General features: G+C 74.2%; 23 protein-coding genes and 1 pseudogene. 7 read left to right on the plus strand and 17 right to left on the minus strand.

Going from position 1 to position 20728, the window contains the following annotated elements; all coding sequences use genetic code 11:
* Position 1 precedes the first annotated feature (1 nt).
* Positions 2–241, minus strand: a complete 240-nt coding sequence (locus ACFQH9_RS22810) for a hypothetical protein (protein ID WP_379568725.1) — start codon at positions 239–241, stop codon at positions 2–4.
* A gap of 163 nt (positions 242–404) precedes the next feature.
* On the minus strand, positions 405–1850 hold the full coding sequence (locus tag ACFQH9_RS22815; protein WP_379568784.1) for a cytochrome P450: 1446 nt from the start codon (positions 1848–1850) through the stop codon (positions 405–407).
* Between the two features lie 141 nt (positions 1851–1991).
* Between ACFQH9_RS22815 and ACFQH9_RS22820 the strand changes: the two genes are divergently transcribed.
* Positions 1992–2570 carry a TetR/AcrR family transcriptional regulator gene (locus tag ACFQH9_RS22820; protein ID WP_379568727.1) on the plus strand — a complete coding sequence of 193 codons (579 nt, stop codon included), beginning with the start codon at positions 1992–1994 and terminating at the stop codon, positions 2568–2570.
* Between the two features lie 36 nt (positions 2571–2606).
* Here ACFQH9_RS22820 and ACFQH9_RS22825 read toward each other — a convergent pair whose 3' ends face one another.
* The 3 genes from ACFQH9_RS22825 to ACFQH9_RS22835 are packed head-to-tail and all read right to left on the minus strand — an operon-like array spanning position 2607 to position 4712.
* Positions 2607–3434, minus strand: a complete 828-nt coding sequence (locus ACFQH9_RS22825) for an ABC transporter permease (protein ID WP_379568729.1) — start codon at positions 3432–3434, stop codon at positions 2607–2609.
* The gene (locus ACFQH9_RS22830) at positions 3394–4218 is read right to left on the minus strand and encodes an ABC transporter ATP-binding protein (RefSeq protein WP_379568731.1); all 825 of its coding nucleotides are present in this window, start codon (positions 4216–4218) and stop codon (positions 3394–3396) included. Before ACFQH9_RS22830 ends, ACFQH9_RS22825 begins: the two co-directional genes overlap by 41 nt.
* The gene (locus tag ACFQH9_RS22835) at positions 4215–4712 is read right to left on the minus strand and encodes a MarR family transcriptional regulator (protein WP_379568734.1); all 498 of its coding nucleotides are present in this window, start codon (positions 4710–4712) and stop codon (positions 4215–4217) included. The genes ACFQH9_RS22830 and ACFQH9_RS22835 overlap by 4 nt, the downstream gene beginning before the upstream one ends.
* A 118-nt stretch (positions 4713–4830) precedes the next feature.
* On the opposite strand from ACFQH9_RS22835, the gene ACFQH9_RS22840 reads away from it, so the two are divergent.
* A complete protein-coding gene (locus ACFQH9_RS22840; RefSeq protein ID WP_379568736.1) occupies positions 4831–5025 on the plus strand; it encodes a hypothetical protein in 195 nt (64 codons plus the stop codon).
* Between the two features lie 71 nt (positions 5026–5096).
* Here the strand turns inward: ACFQH9_RS22840 and ACFQH9_RS22845 are convergent, their stop codons facing one another.
* Both ACFQH9_RS22845 and ACFQH9_RS22850 read right to left on the minus strand, forming a co-directional pair.
* Complete coding sequence (locus tag ACFQH9_RS22845) at positions 5097–5822, minus strand: SRPBCC family protein (protein WP_379568738.1); 726 nt, start codon at positions 5820–5822, stop codon at positions 5097–5099.
* A gap of 92 nt (positions 5823–5914) precedes the next feature.
* Positions 5915–6211 (minus strand): annotated as a pseudogene (locus ACFQH9_RS22850) (ArsR/SmtB family transcription factor); the annotation flags it as partial.
* A gap of 81 nt (positions 6212–6292) precedes the next feature.
* On the opposite strand from ACFQH9_RS22850, the gene ACFQH9_RS22855 reads away from it, so the two are divergent.
* From ACFQH9_RS22855 to ACFQH9_RS22870, 4 genes are read left to right on the plus strand one after another with little or no spacing between them, the layout of a single operon-like run.
* A complete protein-coding gene (locus tag ACFQH9_RS22855) occupies positions 6293–6487 on the plus strand; it encodes a hypothetical protein (RefSeq protein ID WP_379568740.1) in 195 nt (64 codons plus the stop codon).
* A 50-nt stretch (positions 6488–6537) separates the two neighbouring features.
* The gene (locus tag ACFQH9_RS22860; RefSeq protein WP_379568742.1) at positions 6538–7281 is read left to right on the plus strand and encodes an SDR family NAD(P)-dependent oxidoreductase; all 744 of its coding nucleotides are present in this window, start codon (positions 6538–6540) and stop codon (positions 7279–7281) included.
* Positions 7282–7289: 8 nt separating this feature from the next.
* Positions 7290–7964, plus strand: coding sequence for a TetR/AcrR family transcriptional regulator (locus tag ACFQH9_RS22865; protein WP_379568744.1), 675 nt, complete (start codon positions 7290–7292; stop codon positions 7962–7964).
* A complete protein-coding gene (locus tag ACFQH9_RS22870; protein ID WP_379568746.1) occupies positions 7961–9010 on the plus strand; it encodes a phosphotransferase family protein in 1050 nt (349 codons plus the stop codon). Before ACFQH9_RS22865 ends, ACFQH9_RS22870 begins: the two co-directional genes overlap by 4 nt.
* Positions 9011–9168: 158 nt before the next feature.
* Here ACFQH9_RS22870 and ACFQH9_RS22875 read toward each other — a convergent pair whose 3' ends face one another.
* From ACFQH9_RS22875 to ACFQH9_RS22885, 3 genes are read right to left on the minus strand one after another with little or no spacing between them, the layout of a single operon-like run.
* Positions 9169–9675, minus strand: a complete 507-nt coding sequence (locus ACFQH9_RS22875) for a gamma carbonic anhydrase family protein (RefSeq protein ID WP_379568748.1) — start codon at positions 9673–9675, stop codon at positions 9169–9171.
* Positions 9676–9685: 10 nt separating this feature from the next.
* A complete protein-coding gene (locus tag ACFQH9_RS22880) occupies positions 9686–10189 on the minus strand; it encodes an O-acetyl-ADP-ribose deacetylase (protein ID WP_379568750.1) in 504 nt (167 codons plus the stop codon).
* Entirely contained in the window at positions 10186–10971 is a 786-nt protein-coding gene (locus tag ACFQH9_RS22885; RefSeq protein WP_379568752.1) for a 5-formyltetrahydrofolate cyclo-ligase, read from the minus strand. The genes ACFQH9_RS22880 and ACFQH9_RS22885 overlap by 4 nt, the downstream gene beginning before the upstream one ends.
* A gap of 54 nt (positions 10972–11025) precedes the next feature.
* On the opposite strand from ACFQH9_RS22885, the gene ACFQH9_RS22890 reads away from it, so the two are divergent.
* On the plus strand, positions 11026–13287 hold the full coding sequence (locus ACFQH9_RS22890; protein WP_379568754.1) for a molybdopterin-dependent oxidoreductase: 2262 nt from the start codon (positions 11026–11028) through the stop codon (positions 13285–13287).
* A 91-nt stretch (positions 13288–13378) separates the two neighbouring features.
* Here ACFQH9_RS22890 and ACFQH9_RS22895 read toward each other — a convergent pair whose 3' ends face one another.
* The 7 genes from ACFQH9_RS22895 to ACFQH9_RS22925 form a co-directional block, all read right to left on the minus strand.
* Positions 13379–14071, minus strand: coding sequence for a DUF4383 domain-containing protein (locus ACFQH9_RS22895; protein ID WP_379568756.1), 693 nt, complete (start codon positions 14069–14071; stop codon positions 13379–13381).
* Between the two features lie 152 nt (positions 14072–14223).
* Positions 14224–14481 carry a DUF7218 family protein gene (locus tag ACFQH9_RS22900; RefSeq protein ID WP_379568758.1) on the minus strand — a complete coding sequence of 86 codons (258 nt, stop codon included), beginning with the start codon at positions 14479–14481 and terminating at the stop codon, positions 14224–14226.
* A 248-nt stretch (positions 14482–14729) separates the two neighbouring features.
* Positions 14730–16436: an MFS transporter gene (locus tag ACFQH9_RS22905; protein WP_379568760.1), complete on the minus strand. Its 1707-nt coding sequence runs from the start codon at positions 16434–16436 to the stop codon at positions 14730–14732.
* A 252-nt stretch (positions 16437–16688) separates the two neighbouring features.
* A complete protein-coding gene (locus ACFQH9_RS22910) occupies positions 16689–17177 on the minus strand; it encodes an NUDIX hydrolase (protein ID WP_379568786.1) in 489 nt (162 codons plus the stop codon).
* A gap of 67 nt (positions 17178–17244) precedes the next feature.
* Entirely contained in the window at positions 17245–17583 is a 339-nt protein-coding gene (locus ACFQH9_RS22915; protein WP_379568762.1) for a UBP-type zinc finger domain-containing protein, read from the minus strand.
* Positions 17580–19010 carry an ATP-binding protein gene (locus ACFQH9_RS22920; RefSeq protein WP_379568764.1) on the minus strand — a complete coding sequence of 477 codons (1431 nt, stop codon included), beginning with the start codon at positions 19008–19010 and terminating at the stop codon, positions 17580–17582. The genes ACFQH9_RS22915 and ACFQH9_RS22920 overlap by 4 nt, the downstream gene beginning before the upstream one ends.
* Positions 19010–20695: an NAD(P)/FAD-dependent oxidoreductase gene (locus ACFQH9_RS22925; RefSeq protein ID WP_379568766.1), complete on the minus strand. Its 1686-nt coding sequence runs from the start codon at positions 20693–20695 to the stop codon at positions 19010–19012. Before ACFQH9_RS22925 ends, ACFQH9_RS22920 begins: the two co-directional genes overlap by 1 nt.
* Between the last annotated feature and the right edge of the window lie 33 nt (positions 20696–20728).

Consider the following 20728-nt stretch of genomic DNA (forward strand, 5'->3'; position numbering starts at 1 on the left):
GTCAGCGGGCGACCGGGATCCGCGGGTTGTAGGCCAGCAGCGACCACTCGTCGAGGCGCCGGACGGTGCTCCGCAGGTGGCCCGAGGGCGGCCGGTGGGACGGGGTGTCGGGCAGCACACCGCCGAGGGGCACCGCCGGACGGAACTGCTCGGCGCGGAAGGGGAACCGATGGCGCGGGGCGGGGTGCTCGCCGGAGGCGCCGGTGGTGCGGGTGCGGGTGCGGGTGCGGGTGCCGATCATGGTGTCCTCCTGCTGTCGGGGGCGGGTCTCGTTCCCGCCGACCACGACTGTCCCGCCGAGCCGGGTCGCCCGCCGTCGGGCAGCCGCCCGGTCTCGCGGAGGACCGGCGTGTGCGGCGATCGGCCGACCCCCACGGACGACCGACCGACACCTCGGCGCTGCGTCAGAGGCGGTGCAGCCGCACCGGGATGCCGCCGACGGGGACGGGCAGCGAGGTGTTGTCCCAGCGCAGCGTGTGGCCGGGCTCGATCTCCCAGCGGTAGGTCCGCAGCATCTCGTGCAGGATCGCGGTGACCTCGTAGGTGCCGAAGTGCAGGCCGATGCACTTGTGCACGCCGCCGCCGAAGGGGATCCAGGCGTCGCGGTCGGAGCGGTCCTCGCGGCGCGCCTCGGAGAAGCGGTCGGGGTCGAAGGTCTCCGGGTCGGTCCAGCAGGTCGGGTCGTAGTGGTTGACCCCCTGCGCGACGACGACCCGGGTCCCCTTCGGCACGTGGTACCCGGCCACCGAGGTGTCCTTGACCGCGGTGCGCATCACGACCGGGACCGGCGCGTCCATCCGGAGCGCCTCCTTGACCACGAGCTCCAGCGTGGTGAGCGACTTCAGCGCGGCGACGTCGGGCGGGGTGTCGCCCAGGGCGAGCGACTCGGCGCGGGCCTTCTCCTGCCACTCCGGGTTGCGGGCCAGGTGGTAGGCCGCCGACGCCGTGGCGATCGTCGACGTGTCGTGCGCGGCCATCATCAGGAAGATCATGTGGTTGACGACGTCCTCGTCGGAGAACCGCTCGCCCTCCGGCGTCACCGCGTGGCAGAGGGCGGTGAACAGGTCGTCGCCGTCGCCCGCCCGCTTGGCCGGTAGTGCGTCGCGGAACCACTTCTCCAGCACCGTGCGGCCCTGCAGGCCCTTCTGCCAGCGCGTGCCCGGGATGGGGTAGCGCACGAAGGCGTTGGCCGCGCGCACGCAGTCGACGAAGGCCCGGTTGATCCGGTCGGCCTCCGGGCCGCTGCGGGCGTCCATGAAGACCCGGGTGGCGATGTCGAGCGTCATGCTCTTGAGCGTGGGGTAGAGCCGCAGCGCGCCCTCCCACGTCGGGACCACCTCCCGGATCACGGGCACGGCCTCGTCGACGTAGGACGTGATGCGCTCGGCCGTGAACGCCTCCTGCATGATCCGCCGGTGCGCGCGGTGCTCGTCGAAGTCCATGAGCATGAGCCCGCGGTGGAAGAACCTGTCGACCAGGACGCGCCAGCCCTCCTGGGAGAAGGCCTTGTCCCGGTTGGTCAGCACCTCGCGGGTCGCCGCCGGTCCACCGACGACGACCGCCCGGCCCGTCGGGGTGCGCATCCACCAGACCGGGCCGTAGTGGGCGCTGCGGCGGCGGTTGAGGTCGGTGCCGAAGCGGACGTAGCCGAGCGCGTGCCCGAGCAGGGGGAGGCCCTCGTCGCCGGGCACGGGACGCAGGCCTTCCGGCGCGGCGGAGAGCGGGGTGCCGACGGTGCCGGCCGAGCGCTCGAGCAGGGCGCGGTCGACCCGCTCCGGCAGCGGCAGGGTCAGCACGGAGGAGAACCGCTCGCGGGCCCGGCGGGGGGCGGAGCCCACCACGGAGCCGATCCCCGCGCCGACGCGCTGCACCTGCTCGATCACCGTCACGTGAGTCCTCCTCGACCTCGGGCTACGGCGCCGACGTTAGACACTGTGACCGGATATGTCCAGATGATTGACGGATGGCGTGCCGACGTCCAGGCTGTCCGGGTGGAACCCAGGTCGATGGCCCAACGGGCCCGCGCCGGACTGCACGACGACGCGCTCGACGTGGCCGAGGAGCTCGTCGTCGACCGGGGGTTCCGGGCCTTCTCGATGCGCGACCTCGCCACCCGGGTCGGGGTCAGCCGCCAGACCCTCTACAACGAGTTCGGGGACCGTCGCGGCGTGGCGTCGGCGCTGGTCCTGCGCTCCACCGAGCGGTTCCTCGACGAGATCGAGCAGGCCCTGGCCGGGGAGGCGGACCTGCACGCGGCCTGGGTGGCCGCGGTGCGCGGCGCCCTGGCCCGGGCCGAGGACAACCCGCTGCTCAAGACGCTGCTGACCGGCGAGGAGGGCACGCCTGAGCTCTTCGGCACGGACAGCGAGCCGATCGTGGTCGCGGCACGCGAGCGTGCCGCGGGGTACCTGCGCCGGCGCTGGCCCGATCTCGACCCCGACGCCGTCGGGCTCGCCGCCGAGACCGCCGCCCGGCTCACGGTGAGCCACATCGTGCTCCCGCTCGCCCCCGCCGACGTCATCGCCGAGCAGGTCGCCACGGTGGTGGTCCGCATCTGCTGTGCGCGGTGAGTGGTGCGGCAGCACCACCGACCGCGCACCGGCGGGTCAGCGCGTGAGGCGGGGGAGCAGCGCGCTCGCGACGGTGATCATCACGGCGGCGGCGAGGAGGAGCACGCCGAAGCAGAGCCCGAGCCGCGCGGGTACGCCGACGAGCAACCCCCGCAGGGCTTCGACCTCGTAGGACAGCGGGTTGACGTGGTTGACCCACTGCAGCCAGGTCGGCATCAGCGCCACGGGGTAGAGCGCGTTGGAGGCGAAGAACAGCGGCATGGTGATCGCCTGCCCGATGCCCATCATCCGGTCGCGGGAGAGCACCAGCCCGGCGATCGTGATCGACAGGCAGCAGAAGAAGGCCGAGCCGAGCATCAGCGCCACGACGACGCCGAGCAGCTCGAGCGGGTTCGTCGTCAGCGACACGCCCAGCACCAGCGCCAACAGCAGCACGACGACGGCCTGCGCCACCGCCCGCACCCCGGCCGCGAAGGCCTTGGCCGCGACCAGGGCGACCCGCGGCGTCGGCGTGACGAGCAGCTTGGCCAGCACACCGGCGTCGCGCTCCCAGATGATCTGGATGCCGTAGAAGATCGCGATGAACAACGCCGACTGGGCGAGGATGCCGGGGGCGAGGAAGTCCAGGTAGGGCGTGTTCCCGGTCGGGATCGCGTGGAGATTGGTGAAGACCTGGCCGAAGACGAGCAGCCACAGGGCGGGCTGCACGGCGCGGGTGGCCAGCTCGGTGCGGTCGTGGCGGAGCTTCTGCAGCTCCACCAGGCACATCGTGGCGATGCGCGAGAGGCCGGTGCGGACGAGCGCGACCGGGCCCGGCTCGGTGTCAGCCCAGGCGGCCGGCGGTGCGGCGAGCGGCGCGGACATCGCGGATCCCTCCCTTGTCGTCCGTCAGGGTGTCGCCGGTGTGGTGGCGGAAGACGTCGTCCAGCGTGGCGGCCGGTCCGATCGCGCCCTTGAGCTCCGCGGGTGTGCCCAGCGCCCGGATCCGGCCGCGGTGCATCAGTGCGATCCGCTCGCAGTGCTCGTCGGCCTCCTGCATGGCGTGCGTGGTGACCAGCACCGTCATCCCGGTCTCGGCGCGGGTCCGGGCGATCCGCTCCCACACCCCGTCGCGCGCGACGGGGTCCAGGCCGACCGTCGGCTCGTCGAGCACCAGCAGCTGCGGGGCGCTGACCAGCGCCTGCGCCAGCTCGAGCCGGCGCACCATGCCGCCGGAGTAGGTCTTGACGGGCCGGTCCGCCGCCTCGACCAGGTCCATCGCCTCGAGCACGCTCCCGACCTGCGCCTTCCGGGCGCGGCGCGGGACGTCGAAGAGCCGGGCGAACAGCATGACGTTCTCCCGGCCGGTCAGCGTGCCGTCGGCGGAGAGCTGCTGCGGGACGTACCCGATCAGCCGCCGGACCTGGGTCTTCTGTCGGGCGACGTCGCGGCCGAGCACGGTGACCGCGCCGGGCGGGGCGGGCAGCAGCGTGGTGATCGAGCGGATCGTGGTGGTCTTGCCCGCGCCGTTGGGGCCGAGCAGGCCGAAGACCTCGCCGCGCCGGACCTCGAGGTCGAGGCCGTCGACCGCGACGGTGTCGCCGAAGGCCTGGCGCAGCCCGGTGCAGCGGACGGCGGGGGGATCGGTGCTGTCGACCGGGCTGGTCACGGGGCCTCCGGCGCGGGTCGGTCCTCGAGGGTCGCGAGGAGGTGTTCCAGGGCGGGGAGCGCCGCGGCGATCGCGGCGCGTTCGGTGGGGGCGAGCTGCGCGAGACCGTCGTCGAGCAGCTCGCGGCGGGCCCTCCGGCGCTGCGCGAGGCGCTCGACGGCGGCGGGGGTGAGGAAGAGCCGGACGGCGCGGCGGTCGTCCGGATCGGGGTCGCGGCGCAGCAGGCCGGCGTCGACGAGCTGGTTGACCAGCGTGCTCACCGAGTTGCCGGCCAGGTACAGGGCCCGGGCGGCGGCCGCGACGCCGATGCCGGGCTCGGCCTCGACCTGCTGCAGCAGCTCCGCCTGCGCCCCGCGCAACGGCGGCTGCCCGAACCGGGCCCGCAACCGGCGGCGGAGCACCCGCCGCAACCCCACCACGACGCGCAGCACCTCGTCCGACGTGGTGGGAGACGCGGAGGTCGGTACCGAGGTGGAGGCGGTCGCGGAAGCCACGCGACGACGATAGCTCGCACTCAGAGCTGTTAGCAACGCTCAACATAAGCGCGAGGGGTTTGCGATCACCATCGACTCCGACGAGTGGCCCTACAAGGTCCTCTCGATCAGGGGGCGTGTGCAGGTCATGAAGGTCGTCGGCGTCTGCGCGGAGTACGCCGAGGCGGCCGAGCGGTATTTCGGCCCGAGCCGGGGTGCGGCGTGGGTGAGCGGGTTCCCGCCCGACGTCGAGATGTGGCGCATCGCGGTCATTCCCGAGCAGGTGCGCATTTTGGACTTCGAGACCCGCTTCCCGAGCGCACTGTCGAGGTGAGCCGCCGGCACGTCGTCGCCGCCGATGCCTGCGGTGATGTGTGACCGCGGCAGCCGACGGACCCGACCGGGTCAAGGTCGGGCGGCGGCGGTGGCCAGCGCCGTGGCGATCTCCTGCACCCGGGCGCGCAGGAGGGCGGCGGCTTCGGTGGTCGGCACGTCGAACGGGCCGGTCACGGCGGCGACCAGGCGGGCGCCGTGGCCCGTGCCCTCGACCAGTTCCCACTGCACCGTCCCGCCCGCGAGCACGGCCGGCTCCAGCAGCGGGCGGGCGGCGTCGGCGGGGGCGGTGAGCTGTCGTTCGATCCGGACCGTGTCGCCCTCGACCACCGGGGCGTCGAGGTCGAACTCCCGGACGTACTCCTCGTGGCGCGCCGTCATGTCGACCGTCGGGGCCGGCTCCTCACCCGCCAGCACCTGCGCCAGGCCCTCCACGCAGGCCGACCAGCCGGTCGCGAAGCTGGCCGCGCCGTAGCGGTCGGTGAAGGCGTGGTGCAGGACCAGCAGCGATCCGCCGTCGACCGGGTGGACCTCCCAGCGCAGGTGGTCCGAGTCGCCCCAGCTGAAGGCGAACAGCCGGGGCGGGTCGAGGGCGGTGACGACGCCGCGAGTGTCGCCGTCGTCGAACAGGATCTCGCCGCCCTCGCGCAGGTCGAGCCGCACGGTCGACGGGAACCACCGCGCGAGGTGCTCCGGCGTGGTCAACGCTCGCCACACCTTCTCCGGCGGGTGGGGGAGCAGTCGCTCCAGCCGGAGCACGGTGCGGCCGTCGCGCAGGGTCAGGCTGTCGGGGGTCATCGGGTCTCCTCGTCCGGAACGGGATCGGGCACGGGACCAGGCCTCGAGTCGGATCCGGGATCGGGTGCATCCGGTCCGGCGTCGGGGTCGGGCATGCGGTCCAGCTCCCGCTCCAGGGCGTCGAGCCGGCGGTCCCACAAGCGGCGGTAGGGGGCGAGCCAGGCGTCGAGCTCGGCGAGCGGCTCGGGCCGCAGCGCGTACCGGCGCCGCTGCGCGTCGACCTGCGCCTCGACCAGCCCGGCCTCGCGCAGCACCCGCAGGTGCTTCGACGTGCCCGGCTGGCTCAGGCCCAGCTCGGCCGAGAGTTCGCCGACCAGCCGCGGGCGCTCCCGCAGCAGGTCGAGGATCCGCCGCCGGGCCGGTTCGGCGAGGACGGCGAACGGCAGCACGGCCTCAAGGTACCGGCACAGTTATATGACTGACAAGGTATGTACGAGCATCCGGCGTCCGGACCTGCCAGGCTCGCACCCATGAGCGAGCAGCAATGGTTCTACTGCCTCAAGCACCACACGGTGGAGGGCCCGGAGGGCTGCCGGGCCGCGGACCGGCTGGGCCCGTACCCGGACAAGGAGACGGCCGCGCGGGCCCTGGAGATCGCCCGCGAGCGGACCGAGCAGGCCGACCGCGAGGACGAGGAATGGCGCGAACGGGGTTCCACGCGCTGATCACCGGCTAGGCTCTCCGTTCGATGCAGGCGCATGAACGGAGGACGCCGATGGACAGCAAGGTCGCTGTCGTGACCGGGGGCAGCCGCGGCATGGGGCGCGAGATCTGCCGGGATCTCGCGCGCCGCGGCCACCGGGTGGTCGTGGCCAGCCGCAAGGCCGAGGCGTGCGAGACCCTCGCCGCCGAGCTCCGCGAGGAGTTCGGGGTGCAGGCGCTCGGGATCGGCTGCCACGTCGGCCGGTGGCAGGACTGCGACGCCCTGATCGACCGGGTGCTCGAGGAGTTCGGCCGGATCGACGTCCTGGTCAACAACGCCGGGATGTCGCCCCTCTACCCCTCGCTCGGCGAGGTGGGGGAGGAGCTGTTCGACAAGGTCATCGGCGTGAACCTCAAGGGCCCGTTCCGGCTCGCGGTGCGCGCGGGCGAGGCGATGCAGAAGGGCGAGGGCGGGCAGATCGTCAACGTCAGCAGCATCGCCGCCGTGCAGCCACAGCCCGGCGAGCTGCCGTACGCCACGGCGAAGGCGGGGCTCAACGCGATGACCCTCGGCCTGGCCCGGGCCTTCGGGCCGACGGTGCGGGTCAACTGCGTCATGCCCGGGATGTTCCGCACGGACATCAGCAAGGCGTGGGACGACGAGATGTTCGCCAAGGGGGAGACCGCGGCGCTCGGCCGGATCGGCGAGGCCGAGGAGATCGTGGGGGCCGTGCGGTACCTGACCAGCCCGGACTCCAGCTTCACCACCGGCGCGATCCTGAAGGTCGACGGTGGCATGGCCTGGGCCCCGGCATGACGGACACCGTGACCGGGACCGACACGAAGGTCGACACCCGCACGCGGCTGCTCGACGCCGCGGAGGCGCTGTTCGCCGAGCGGGGCAGCGAGTCGGTGTCCCTGCGCGAGATCGGCCGGGCCGCGGGCGCACGCAACGTCATCGCCGCGCAGTACTGGTTCACCGACCGGGACGGCCTGATCAAGGCGCTGATCGACCGGCACCGCCCGGAGATCGAGGCGGCCCGGCACGACCTGCTCGACGGCTACGAGGCCGCCCTCGCGGACGGCACCGCCGGCGACGCCGACGCCCGGATCCATGCGCTCGCCGACGCCCTCGTGCGCCCCAGCGCGGTCAAGCTGGACCAGGGGGCGAGCGGCGCCGGGTACCTGCGCACCGTCGCCGACCTGCTCACCCGGCCCGAGCCGCAGACCGAGCCGCTGGGCTACGACGTCGAGGGCGGCAGCATCCTGCGCTGGCGCGCCCTGCTCGAACCGCTGCTCGACCCGGACGCCGTGGTGCTGCACCGGCGCTTCCACGTGATCCGGTTCGTCGACGTCGAGCTGGCCCAGCGCGCCCGTGCCCCCGGCCGGCGCGACCACCGGCTGTTCGTCAGCCAGCTCGTCGACTCCGCCGCCGGGCTGCTGGGCGCCCGCGTCTCCGAGGAGACCCGGCGGCTGCGGGCCGAGAGGAACGAGCGATGAGCGCCGTCGACACCGTCGACCTCGACCGGCTGGCCGGGTGGCTGCGCACCCAGGGCGTCGAGGGGACGATCGGGCAGGTCACGCCGCTGGCTGGCGGAACCCAGAACGTCGTGCTGCGGATCGAGCTCGACGGCCGGCCGGTCGTGCTGCGGCGCCCGCCCGAGCACCCGCGGCCCACCAGCGACCGCACCATCGCCCGGGAGATCACGGTGCTGCGCGGGCTCGCCGGCACGGACGTCCCGCACCCGCGGCTCATCGCGGGCTGCGAGGACACCTCGGTGCTCGGCGTCGTCTTCTACCTGATGGAGCTGATCGACGGCGTCAACCCCGGCGAGGAGGTCACGCCCGAGCAGCGGGCGGACCCGGAGCTGCGGCACGGGCAGGGCCTGGCCATGGCGCGGGCGTTGTCCCGGCTCGGCGCGCTCGATCCCACCGCGCAGGGGCTCGACGTGCTGCGCAAGCCCGGCAGCTTCCTGGAGAAGCAGGTCCCGCAGTGGCTGCGGCACCTCGAGGGCTACCGCGAGTTCCCGGACTGGGAACCGGGCGGGCTGCCCGACGTCGAGCTGGTCGCCCGTTGGCTGGAGGAACACCGGCCCGCGGACGCCCCGCCCGGCGTGATGCACGGCGACTTCCACCTCAACAACGTGCTGCTCGCCCGAGCGGAGCCCGCGGTGGCGGCGATCGTGGACTGGGAGATGTGCACGGTCGGCGACCCGCTGCTGGACCTGGGCTGGCTGATGGTGACCTGGCCGCAGGAGCCCACCGCGATGGACGTCGGGGGGCCGCTCGCGCAGCTCGGCGGCCTGCCCACCCGCAAGGAGCTGGTCGCGGCCTACGCCGGGGCCGGGGGCCGGGAGCCGGTGCACGTCGACTGGTACACCGCGCTCGCCGGGTTCAAGCTCGGGATCGTCCTGGAGGGGACGTGGGCGCGGGCCGGCGCGGGCAAGGCGCCGCGGGAGATCGGGGAGCGCCTGCACGACCACGCCGTCGGCCTGCTCACCCTCGCCGGCCGGGTCGCGCGGGGGGAGTGGTCGGTGCTCGACTGAGCCGCCCTCGAACCGCGTCGTGGAACCATGACGCGCTTCGAGCGCCCATCCGAACGCGTTATGGAGCCACAACGCGATTTCGGATGCTGCGAGAGCGCACTAGGAAACCATGACGCGGATTTCGAGGGCGTTCGAGCGCGTCATGGTTCCACACCGCATCAGCCGGCGTTGCGGTGGACGCCGGCGAGGTGCACATAGGCGGCGGCGTTCAGCGCGATGCCCTTGCGCTCCTCCTCGCCCGTCTCCTTGCGCACCTTGCCCGGCACGCCCGCGACCAGGGAGTTCGGCGGGATCTCCACGCCCTGCGTGATCACCGCACCCGCGGCGACGATCGTGCCGGAGCCGATCCGCGCGCCGTTGAGCACCACGGCGCCCATCCCGACGAGCACGTCGTCGGCGATCGTGCAGCCGTGCAGGACCGCCCGGTGTCCCACGCTGACCCCGGAGCCGATCGTGACGGGGAAGCCGGGGTCGGCGTGCACGACGGTGCCGTCCTGGATGTTGGAGCGGGCGCCGACGGTGATCGAGTCCATGTCGCCGCGCAGCACGCACGTGTACCAGACGCTCGCCTCGGCCTCGAGCCGCACGCGCCCGGCCAGCACGGCACCCGGCGCGACCCACGCCTGCGGGTCCACCGACGGCGTCGCCCCCTCGATCGTGATCATCGGACTCCTCTCACACCTTCTCGAACGCGCGCAGGATCTCCGCGCTGAACAGCACGAACCGCGCCATCTCGACCTGCGTGTCCGCCTCGCGCACCGTGGTCACGGCGATCCGGGCGGCGTCCGCGAGCGGCCATCCGTAGATCCCCGCCGACACCGCCGGGAAGGCGACGGACCGGGCGCCGAGCTCGTCGGCCACGCGCAGCGACTCCCGGTAGGCCGAGGCGAGCAGGTGCGAGCGGTCCTCCTTCTTCGCGTACACCGGCCCGACGGTGTGGATCACCCAGCGGGCCGGCAGGTTCCCGGCCGTGGTCGCCACCGCCTGGCCGGTGGGCAGTCCGTCCGGGTACCGCGTGGCCCGCAGCTCCTTGCACTCGGCGAGGATCGCCGGGCCGCCGGCGCGATGGATGGCGCCGTCGACGCCCCCGCCGCCGAGCAGGGACGAGTTGGCCGCGTTGACGACGGCGTCGACCTCCTGGGTCGTGATGTCCCCCTGGACCAGCTCGATCCGGGTCACGAGGTACCTCCCTGGGCGCGGAGCTTCTGCAGCAACGGGATCGCGGCGATCTTCTCGTCCGTGAGCGACTCCCACAGCACTTCCCCGGTCGGCCGCGGCGCACGCGCCGCCCGGCAGTCGATCACCCGGTCCGGGGTGACGACGAGGTCCACCGGGATGTCGTGCGCCGCCGTCGGGACCGTCCCGGCCGGCCGGACCTGCAGCTCGTGCACCGTGGTCACCACGACGGTGTCCGCCGAGACCAGCCCGGCCGCCCCGGCCAGCGCGAACTCGAGGTCGGCGAACCCGCCGCCCTTGCCCAGCCGCGCCCCGTCCTCGCCGACCGCGACGCAGCCCGTCACCACGAGGTCGACCGGGTCGAGCTCGGCGACGGCCACGCGGCGGGCCGAGCGGGTCGCGTTCTTGATCGACACCGCGCGCCGCGGCGGGTCCGCCAGGTGCGCGGGGTCGAGCAGGAAGAACGGGTCCTCCTCGGCGAGCCTCGGCACCGCCATGTAGAGCGTCTTGCCGTCCTCCAGGGCGCGCTGCCGGACCGGGAGCTGCGCCGAGTCCGGGTTGGACTTCACCGCCCGGGCCTTCTCCCACTCCGGCAGCGACCGCAGCAGCTCGGCGGCCTTCTCCGCCCCGGTGAAGTTGGAGATCCGGTTCCGAGCGCCCGGGAACCGCGCGACCTTCGCCTCGGTCAGCGCGGCCCAGACCTCCTCGCGCAGCGCCGCCTTGGCCGCGAGGAGGCCGCGGTCGCCGCCCGCGTCGTGATCGTGCCGCCGGGGCGTGCGTGCCATGCGCCGACCCTATCCAGCCCGGCCGGCCTCGGCGCGTGCCGCATGATGGGAGCCATGACGGCGGTCCCGCACAGCGCGCACTGGGGAGTCTTCCGGGCCGAGTGGCGGGCGGGTGAGCTGCAGGTCCGGCCGCACGAGGCCGACCCGAACCCGTCGCCGGTCCTGCAGAACATCCCCGCCGCCCTCCGCAACCCGGTCCGGGTGGCCCGCCCCGCCGTCCGCCGCGGCTGGTGGGAGCAGGGTCCGGGGCCGACCGACCGGCGCGGGCGGGAGGAGTTCCTCGAGGTCGGCTGGGACGAGGTGCTCGACCGGCTGGCCGCGGAGTTCCGGCGGGTGTACGCCGACCACGGCCCGGCCGCGGTCTACGGCGGCTCCTACGGCTGGGCCAGCGCCGGGCGCTTCCACCACGCGCAGGGCCAGATCCACCGGTTCCTCGCCATGGCGGGCGGCTACACGCAGTCCGTCAACACCTACTCCGGCGGCGCGGCCGAGGTGCTGCTCCCGCACGTCCTCGGGCCCTTCGACGCCGTGACCCGCTCCGTGGTGACCTGGGACCAGATCGCGGCGCACACCGACACCGTGCTCGCCTTCGGCGGGATGGCGCTGAAGAACTCGACGGTCGCCGCGGGCGGAGTCAGCCGACACGTCGAGCGGGGCGCGATGGTCGCCGCGCACCGGCGCGGGGCGCGGTTCGTGCTGGTCAGCCCGCTGCGGCAGGACCTGCCGGAGGAGGTCGACGCCCGGTGGTTCGCCCCCGAGCCCGGGACCGACGCCGCGCTGATGATCGGCCTGGCCCACACCCTGCTCGCCGAGGACCTGCACGACCGGGAGTTCCTCGTCACGCACTGCGCGGGCTGGCCGGAGTACGAGCGGTACCTGCGGGGGCGCGACGCCGAGTGGGCCGCCGGGATCTGCGGGATCGCGGCGGAGGAGATCCGCGGGCTGGCCCGCCGGCTCGCCGCGGGGCGCACGCTGATCACGGTGTCGCAGTCCCTGCAGCGCGCCGAGCACGGCGAGCAGCCGGTGTGGGCGGGGCTGGCGCTGGCCGCGATGCTCGGCCAGATCGGCCTGCCGGGCGGGGGCTTCGTCTACGGGCTCGGGTCGCTCGGCCACTACGGCCGCCCGCGCAACGCCGTCCCGGTCCCGACCCTGCCGCGGCGGCCGAACCCGGTGCGCAGCTTCATCCCCGTCGCGCGGGTGGCGGACATGCTGCTGCACCCCGGCGAGCGCTACTCCTACAACGGCGAGGACCGGACCTACCCCGACATCCGGCTGATGTACTGGTGCGGCGGGAACCCGTTCCACCACCACCAGGACCTCGCACGGCTGCGCCGGGCGCTGGGCCGGGTGGACGCCTTCGTGGTGCACGAGTCGGTGTGGACGGCGACGGCCCGGCACGCCGACGTCGTCCTGCCCGCCACGACCACGCTCGAGCGCGAGGACATCGGGGGGCACGGCACCGATCCGCTGGTGGTGGCCATGAAGCAGGTCGCGGAGCCCTACGGCGAGGCCCGCGACGACCACGCGATCCTGGCCGCGCTGGCCGACCGGCTCGGCTTCGGCGCGCGCTTCACCGAGGGCCGGAGCACCCGCGAGTGGCTCGCGCACCTCTGGGAGCGGACCGAGAAGGCCCTGGCGGACAAGGGTTTCCCCGCACCGACCTTCGAGGAGTTCTGGGCGGTGGGGGAGCACGAGCTCCCGCCCGGGCGCGACGACGGCGGTCTGCTGGCCGCGTTCCGCGCCGGTACCGGCACGCTGCCCACCGAGTCCGGGCGCATCCAGCTCGCGTCGGAGCGGATCGCCGCGTTCGGCTACGACGACTGCCCCGGCCACCCGGCGTGGCTCCCGCCCACCGAGCCGCCCACACCGGAGCAGCCGCTCTGGCTGGTGTCGAACCAGCCGTCGACGCGGCTGCACAGTCAGCTCGACTTCGGCGCGACCAGCGCGGCTGGGAAGGTCGGCGGCCGGGAGGTGGTACGGATCCACCCCGCCGACGCGGCTGCGCGGGGTGTCGGGACCGGCGACGTCGTCCGGCTGTCCAACGCGCGCGGCGCCTGCCTGGCCGCCGCCCGGGTGACGGACGAGGTGCGGGCCGGGGTGGTGCAGCTGCCGACCGGGGCCTGGTACACGCCGGCCTCGGCGGACGACCCGACCTGCGTGCACGGCAACCCCAACGTGCTGACGCGGGACATCGGGACCTCGCGGCTGGCGCAGGCCTGCACGGGGCAGCTCACCACGGTGCAGGTGGAGCGGTACGCGGGGGAGCCGCCCGTGGTCCGGGCGCACCGACCGCCGCGGATCGTCGCGCGCGTCTGAGGCCTTCCCCGCCCGCCGCCGGGGCTCGCGTCCCTCGGCCGCACCCCCGTCCAGGTCGATCCCACTGAGCTCGGGGCTCNGCCGGGAGTTCTCAGGAGGGAGCGTGCCGCTGCTGCCACGCGTGGATGCGGTCCTCCGGCCGGCGCAGCCCGGCCAGCGCGCGCACCGCGGCCGCGACCTCGGGCCGTGCCCGGTGCTCGGCGACCGCCCGCTCCGCCTCGGCCAGCTCGCGGGCCGCGGCCGCCTCGGCCGCACCCCCGTCCAGGTCGATCCCACTGAGCTCGGGGCTCAGCTGCGGATCCTCGAACGTGCCGACCCGTTCCCGGGCGTAGGGGCTGTCGGCGCGGAGCCGGCCGGTGAACCGGCCCCAGGAGCCGACCGTCAGCAGGATCCCCCCGACGACCAGGCTGAAGATCACGTTGGGCATCCGGAACGCCAACAGGTTCAGGCCCGAGTTGAGGACCAGCACGTTCACGATGCCGGAGAGCAGGAACAGGGCCCCGACCACCACCTGCACGCTCGAGGACAGCCGCCCGCCGCGGATCCCGGCGCCGACGAGGATCGCGCCGAACATGACCGAGATCGTGGACAACAGACCGTTGGAGGACAGGCCGAGGACGGGCTGGCCCTGGGTCGAGAAGAAGTCCAGCCGCTGCACGAACCCCAGCACGGCGAACACCCACAGGCCGAGCCCGACCATCACCGATCCCGTCCGGTGCAGCAGGTCGATGCGGTGCGCGGTGTGCGCCGCGGTGGTGTCCTCGGGTGTGCCGGTGTTGCTCACGGTGCTCCTCGTGGTGGAGACGTTCGCGTCGTCGCCCGTGCGAAACGCGCCAAACCTTGTTCACGAACAGGATGGTGCGTGCCGCCGGAGGTCGCCACCCGAACGTCCCGGGGAGGTCGGCGCGATGCCCCGGAAGGTGCGGGGCGCGGCGCTCAGTGGTCCCGCAGCGCCTTGACCAGCTCGTCCTTCGACATGTTCGACCGGCCCTCGATGCCCACCTTCTTGGCGCGCTCGTAGAGCTCGTCCTTCGTCATGTCCTCGTAGGAGCCGGACCTGCCGCCCCGCGCCGAGACCTTCTTCTTGCCCTCGGCGGCGGACGCGTTCGCGATGCGGGCGGCCTTCTCCTTGCTCTCGCCGCGGTCGCGCAACTCCTCGTACGTCTTCTCGTCCTTGATGCTCGAGTTCGGCATGTCAGCGGTCGTACCCGTACGCCTCGTGTGCTATGCGCCACGGGCCGTGAATCTGCCGAATACGTCTGGTCGCCCGGTGTCGGGACGCCGTTCGGCTCCCGGCTCGGTGGGGTGCCTGCGGCGATCCGGCTCCGCGGGGGTGCCCGGTCTGGTCTCCGGTCTGCTGGCTGGTGCTGTGCCCGACCGCTCGGCCTCGGCCCCGGGTTCATCGGAATGACGCCGGCGGACGGCCGTCAGCACGCACCGGATCAGGAGGCCAGCAGCTCCAGGCCCGGGTAGGGGCGGATCCGGGCGCCGGGTGCGCGGGTCGGCGGGGTGGTCGTCGCCCCTGCGGTGAGGGCGGGCAGCTCCGCCGCCGCGCGGTGCACGATCGCCCGGCCGCGCAGCATCGCCGGCCGCGCGGTCACCGCCACGCGGGAGCGGGTGGTGCGGACGACGCGCAGGGGCTGGGTGCGCGCGACGACCGTCGCGGTGCGGGCGGCGAGGATTCCGAGGCCGGCCGGGTCGACGGGGCGGGCCGTGGCCTGCGCGACGCGGCCGAGTGCGGCGCGTACGGGCCGGGCGGGCAGCGACGAGAGGACCGGCAGGGACGGCAGGGTGGCGCGGGCGGGCAGGGCCAGCCGCGCCGGGAGCCGCAGGCGCGGCTTCTCGCGGGCGACGGCGAGCGCCAGCCCGGCCGCGACCACGGCCAGCAGCGGCACCGAGGCGAGCGCGGCCGGCAGGCCGGCGTGCTCGGCGAGGAACCCGATCGCGGGCGGTCCGCCGAGCAGCCCGCTGTAGCCGACGGTCGACGCCAGGCCGACGCCGCGCGGACCCGAGTGCGCCCCGGCCCGCGCGATCGTGACCGGGAACAGGTTCGCCAGGCCCAGCCCGACCAGAACGAACCCGGCCAGCGCGAGCTCGGCCGACGAGGTCAGCAGCGCGGTCGTCATGCCGGCCGCCGCGAGCAGCGCGCCGCCGCCGAGGAGGCGGGTCTCGCCGAGCCGGCGCAGCAGCACCCCGCCGGTGAGACGGCCGCAGGCCATCGCGAACGAGAAGCACGAATAGCCGGCCGCGGCCAGCGCGGGAGTGGCGCCGAGCGTCTCGCGCAGGTGCAGGGCGCCCCAGTCGGTGAGGGCGCCCTCGCCGAAGGCGGTGCAGCCCGCGATCAGACCGAGCAGCACGACGAGGCTCCGGCCGCGGCGGCGACCGGGGTCCCCGGACGCGGCGGACCGTGGAGCCGCGTCGTCGCCGTCCCGCAGGCCGGCGAGCGCCGAGCGGGTCGCGACGACGACCACGAGCCCGACGACGCCGACGACCGCGAGGTGCGGCAGCACCGGCCCGAGCGACGAGGCGACCCCGCCGGTGGCGGCGCCGGCGAGCCCGCCGAGGCTGAACGCGGCGTGCAGCGCGGGCAGCAGGGGCCGCCCGGGCCGCTGTGCCTCGACGGCGACGCCCGCGCTGTTCACCGCCACGTTGACCATGCCGGTGAGCGCGCCGAAGAGCAGGAGGACCGCGGAGAGCTGCGGGACGGACGTCGCCAGCCCCGGCAGCGGGACGACCAGCGCCGTCCCGGCAGTGGCGGCGAGGGCGACCCGCCCGGCGCCGAACCGGCCGGCGAGCACACCGGTGAGCTGCATGCTGGCGAGTGCGCCGAGCGAGACGCAGAGCAGCGCCACGCCCAGCGTGGCGTGGGTGGCGCCGACCCGGGTGGTGACGTCCGGGATCCGCGCGGCCCAGCTGCCGAACACCGCGCCGTCGAAGGCGAACAGCGCCGTGACGGCGGTGCGGAGCCGGCGGAAGGAGACCGGCGCGCCGCTGCCGTCCGGGGTGGACGGCGCGGTGGACGGCGCGGTGGACGGCGCGGTGGAGACCGGGGTGGAGGCCGGCGGCCTGGTACGCGGCGGACGGAAGGGTCGGAGATCGCGGAGGCGGACGGGCGCGCGCCGGCGCGACCCGAGGGGGGAGACGGGCATGAGACGTGGTCCTCGGGCGGGCCGCACGCTCCGCCGGCGCTCGGGTTGCCGGATCCGGAGGGGCCCACCGTGACGGTCGCGACGCTGGGGAGGTGCGTGCGACGGGCGGTCGGGGTGTGGAGACGCACGACCGCGTGCGCCAGCCGTCCACGATGTCAGGAACCGGGCCGTGATCGCCACCGGACCCCAGGTGAGACGCCTCACGATCGATTCAGATGCGGTTCGTCGGACCCGCGCACGGGAGGGCCGGGTTCAGGCCGCGGTGAGGAGCGCCTCGAGCCGGTCGAGGAAGGGCAGCTGGCCCTTCACGAGCTTGACCCGGGCCGTGGCCAGGTCGAACCAGGCCGCGCGGTCGATCTCGGGGAAGCGCAGCCGGCGCCCGGAGTTGCGCGGCCACTCGATCTCGATCCACGAGCCGTCGTCCGGCCGCTCGGCGACGGCGGCGACCTCCGCGTCCGGGACGTCGCCGGCCAGCGCGAACCCGAGGACGGTCTTGCGCCGGCCGGACTGGACGACCGAGCCGAGCGCGTGCAGCTCGCCCCTGGGCGGGGCGAAGCCCAGCTCCTCGGCGAACTCCCGGCGCGCGGCGGCGACCGGCTCCTCGCCCGGGTCGAGCTCGCCCTTGGGGATCGACCAGGCGGCGGCGTCCTTGCGGGACCAGAACGGCCCGCCCATGTGCCCGAGGAGCACCTCGACGATCCCGGCGCGGTCACGGTGGAGCAGGATCCCGGCACTCGTCAGCACGGCACGATTCTCCGCCCGGAGCTCGCTCCGTCTTCGGCCCGGGTCCCGGCGCCGGCGGCTCCGGTCAGTGGATCTTGGACCGCCAGTCGGCGGGGACGCGGCCGGCCGGGCCGGGCACGGGCTGGTCCGCCGGGCGTGCGTGCGGCGGGGCCAGCGGTGGGCCGGAGAGCGCGACCTCGCGCTCGTAGTCCCAGAACCAGTCCTCACCCGGCTCGAAGCTCTGCACGACCGAGTGCCCCGTGGAGCGGAAGTGCGCGGTGGCGTGCTGCTCCGGGGAGCTGTCGCAGCAGCCGACGTGCCCGCAGGTCGCGCAGCGGCGCAGGTGCACCCACCAGCCGCCCGCGGCCTCGCACTCGGCGCACCCGGTGCCCGAGGGCGGCACCGACGGGTCGATGGTCGTCACGATTCCTCCACGAGGGCGTCGAAGGGCAGCAGGACCTGGAACCGGGTGTCGCCGGGCGCGGACACCACCCGCAGGTCCCCGTGGTGGCGGTTCACCACGATCCGCCACGAGATGTCCAGGCCGAGCCCGGTGCCCTCGCCGACGGCCTTGGTGGTGAAGAACGGCTCGAAGATCCGCGACCGGATCTCCGCCGGGATCCCGGGCCCGGTGTCGCCGATCTCGACGAGCAGTCGCTCGCCCTCCCGCGCGGTCCGCACGGTCAGGGTGCCGTGCCCCTCCATCGCCTGGACGGCGTTGTCGATCAGGTTCGTCCAGACCTGGTTCAGCTCGGCGGCGTAGACGTTGACCTTCGGCAGCGTGCGGTCGAAGTCCTTGACCAGCTTCACGCCGTTGCCGAACTTGCCCTGCAGCATGATCAACGTCGACTTCAGCAGCTCGTGCACGTCGACGGTCTGGTACGGGGCACGGTCCATCTGCGAGTACTGCTTGGCCGCGCCGACCAGCGTCGAGACCCGCGTGGTCGAGTCCGCGATCTCGTTCATCAGCAGCTCGGTCTCGACCGTGTAGTTCAGCCAGCGGATCGCGCTCTCCAGGATCGGCGCCGGCACGCTCGCCTTGACCTGGCCCAGCCACTCGACGTCGATCCCCGCGGCCACGAAGTTCGGCGCGATGTCCCAGCCGCCCTCGATCCCCTGGTCGGAGATCCACTCGCCGACCTCGTCCTCGGCGTCGCCGGCCTCGAGGGGGCCGAGCTCGGGGGCCTTGCCGACGCGGTCGGCGGCGTCCTCCTGCAGGCGCATGAGGGTCTCGAGGTCGGCCCGCTCGTACGGCCCGGCCGCGATCAGCCCCAGCTTGTGCCGCATCCCGGCGACCCGCTCGCGCAGCGTCGAGGTGGCGCGGACCGCGGCGGCCGCCGGGTTGTTCAGCTCGTGGGTTAGCCCGGCGGACAGCGAGCCCAGGGCGAGCAGCCGTTCACGCTGGCTGACGGCCTGCTGGGTGTTCTGGATGCCGAAGAACAGCCCCTCCAGCAGGTGCAGCGCCATCGGGAACCACTCGCGCATCAGCGTGGAGAGCTTCTCGGCGTCGAGCACGTAGAACCGCGACGGCACGGTGACCCGCAACGAGTTGTTGTAGACCTGCGGCACCCGGTCGCCGAGGTAGGCGTGCCAGGCCCCGGCGTACACCCCGGGCTGGGAGGTGCGCTCGACCTCGACGTCCTCCTCGCCGGACCGCCTGCTGAGCACGACCGTGCCCTCGATCAGCACGTAGAAGCAGGTCGCCGGGTCGCCCTCCCGGTAGACCACGCCGGGGTCGAAGGTCTCGGTCCGGCCCTGGCGGCACAGCGCGTCGAGCTGCTCGGGCTGCAGCTTCTCGAACAGGAAGAGCCGGCGCAGCTCGTCCGGGTCGCAGGCGGTCGGTGCGCTCATCAGGGCCTCTCCAGGTAGCGGTGGACGAGCGACACGGCCATCGCCCCGTCGCCCACGGCCGACGCGACCCGCTTCACGGACTCGGCCCGCGCGTCGCCGGCGACGAAGACCCCCGGCAGGCTCGTCTCCAGGTGCAACGGGTCACGCTCCTCGGTCCATCCCGCCGGGCGCCTGCCCTCGACGACGAGGTCGGGGCCCGCCAGGACGAACCCGCCGGCGTCGCGCTCGACGAGATCGCCGAGCCAGTCCGTGCGCGGGGTGGCGCCGATGAAGATGAAGAGGTAGCCGGCGTCGACGGTCTCGGTCTCGCCGGTGTTCCGGTCCCGGAGGACGAGCTTCTCGAGGTGCTCGCCGCCGGTGGCCTCGACGACCTCGGTGCAGGTCCGCACGGTGATCTCGGGGATGCCCTCGATCTGCTCGATGAGGTACTGCGACATCGACGCCTGCAGGCCCGGCCCGCGCACCAGCATCGTGACGCTGCGGGCGTGCCGGGAGAAGTAGACGGCCGCCTGACCGGCGGAGTTGGCCCCGCCGACGATGTAGACGTCGCTGCCCGCGCAGCCCGCCGCCTCCGTCAGCGCCGACCCGTAGAAGACGCCGCGCCCGGACAGCTCCGCCAGCCCGGGGGCGTCGAGCTCGCGGTAGCTGACCCCGGTCGCGAGGACCACCGCGTGCGCGTGGATCGCGCTGCCGTCGGCGAACCGGACGGTGCGGGCCGGGCCGTTGGCCTCCAGCCCGACGACCTCGCGGGCGGTCAGCAGCTCCGCCCCCAGGCGGAGGGCCTGCCGGCGGGCGCGGTCGGTGAGCTGCGCGCCGGACACCCCGTCCGGGAAGCCGAGGTAGTTCTCGATCCGGGAGCTCTGCCCGGCCTGGCCGCCGGTCGCGGTCCGCTCGACCAGGACCGTCCGCAGCCCCTCGGACGCCCCGTAGACGCTCGCGCCGAGCCCGGCCGGGCCCCCGCCGATCACGATGAGGTCGTAGAAGTCCGTGGCGGGGACCGTCGCCAGCCCGACGCGCTCGGCGAGCTGCATCTCTTCCGGCGCCACCAGGCACTCCCCGGCCGGGGAGATCACCACGGGCAGGTGCGAGTCGTCGACGCCGGCCGCCTGCAGGAGCCGAGCGGCCTCCGGCTGGTCGACCGGGTACCAGCGGTAGGGGACCTGGTTGCGGGCGAGGAAGTCGCGGACCTCGTGCGAGCGGGCGGACCAGCGGTGGCCGATCACCCGGGTCTCGCACACCTCCCGCCGCGGCGCGGCCCGCCAGGCGTCGATCATGGCGTCGACGACGGGGTAGAGCTTCTCCTCCGGCGGGTCCCAGGGCTTGAGCAGGTAGTGGTCGAGGTCGACGACGTTGATGGCGGTGATGGCGGCGTCGGTGTCGGCGTACGCGGTCAGCAGCACCCGCCGCGCGGCGGGGTACAGGTCCATGGCCTGCTCGAGGAACTCCAGCCCGTTCATCCCGGGCATGCGGTAGTCCGCGAGCAGGACGGCGACGTCGTTGCCGCGCAGCGCCATCTCCTTCAGCGCGTCCAGGGCCTGCTGCCCGGACTCGGCGCGCACGACGCGGTAGTTCTCGCCGTACCGGCGCCGCAGGTCGCGCGCCACGGCACGGGAGACGCTGGGGTCGTCGTCGACGGTGACGAGGGCGGGCTTGGCGGGGACGAGCGAGGAGGCAGCCTCCGGCATGCGCCCCATCCTGCACTGCCCGGCGCCGCGGGG

It is taken from the genome of Pseudonocardia lutea, from assembly GCF_042658055.1.
Taxonomy (GTDB): domain Bacteria; phylum Actinomycetota; class Actinomycetes; order Mycobacteriales; family Pseudonocardiaceae; genus Pseudonocardia; species Pseudonocardia lutea.

Excerpts from the sequence above, each read along its gene's own strand:
- ACFQH9_RS22810 (WP_379568725.1), bottom strand. The coding sequence starts at position 241 with ATGATCGGCACCCGCACCCGCACCCGCACCCGCACCACCGGCGCCTCC.
- ACFQH9_RS22825 (WP_379568729.1), bottom strand. The coding sequence starts at position 3,434 with ATGTCCGCGCCGCTCGCCGCACCGCCGGCCGCCTGGGCTGACACCGAG.
- ACFQH9_RS22845 (WP_379568738.1), bottom strand. The coding sequence starts at position 5,822 with ATGACCCCCGACAGCCTGACCCTGCGCGACGGCCGCACCGTGCTCCGG.
- ACFQH9_RS22855 (WP_379568740.1), top strand. The coding sequence starts at position 6,293 with ATGAGCGAGCAGCAATGGTTCTACTGCCTCAAGCACCACACGGTGGAG.
- ACFQH9_RS22860 (WP_379568742.1), top strand. The coding sequence starts at position 6,538 with ATGGACAGCAAGGTCGCTGTCGTGACCGGGGGCAGCCGCGGCATGGGG.
- ACFQH9_RS22870 (WP_379568746.1), top strand. The coding sequence starts at position 7,961 with ATGAGCGCCGTCGACACCGTCGACCTCGACCGGCTGGCCGGGTGGCTG.
- ACFQH9_RS22875 (WP_379568748.1), bottom strand. The coding sequence starts at position 9,675 with ATGATCACGATCGAGGGGGCGACGCCGTCGGTGGACCCGCAGGCGTGG.
- ACFQH9_RS22885 (WP_379568752.1), bottom strand. The coding sequence starts at position 10,971 with ATGGCACGCACGCCCCGGCGGCACGATCACGACGCGGGCGGCGACCGC.
- ACFQH9_RS22890 (WP_379568754.1), top strand. The coding sequence starts at position 11,026 with ATGACGGCGGTCCCGCACAGCGCGCACTGGGGAGTCTTCCGGGCCGAG.
- ACFQH9_RS22900 (WP_379568758.1), bottom strand. The coding sequence starts at position 14,481 with ATGCCGAACTCGAGCATCAAGGACGAGAAGACGTACGAGGAGTTGCGC.
- ACFQH9_RS22905 (WP_379568760.1), bottom strand. The coding sequence starts at position 16,436 with ATGCCCGTCTCCCCCCTCGGGTCGCGCCGGCGCGCGCCCGTCCGCCTC.
- ACFQH9_RS22920 (WP_379568764.1), bottom strand. The coding sequence starts at position 19,010 with ATGAGCGCACCGACCGCCTGCGACCCGGACGAGCTGCGCCGGCTCTTC.
- ACFQH9_RS22925 (WP_379568766.1), bottom strand. The coding sequence starts at position 20,695 with ATGCCGGAGGCTGCCTCCTCGCTCGTCCCCGCCAAGCCCGCCCTCGTC.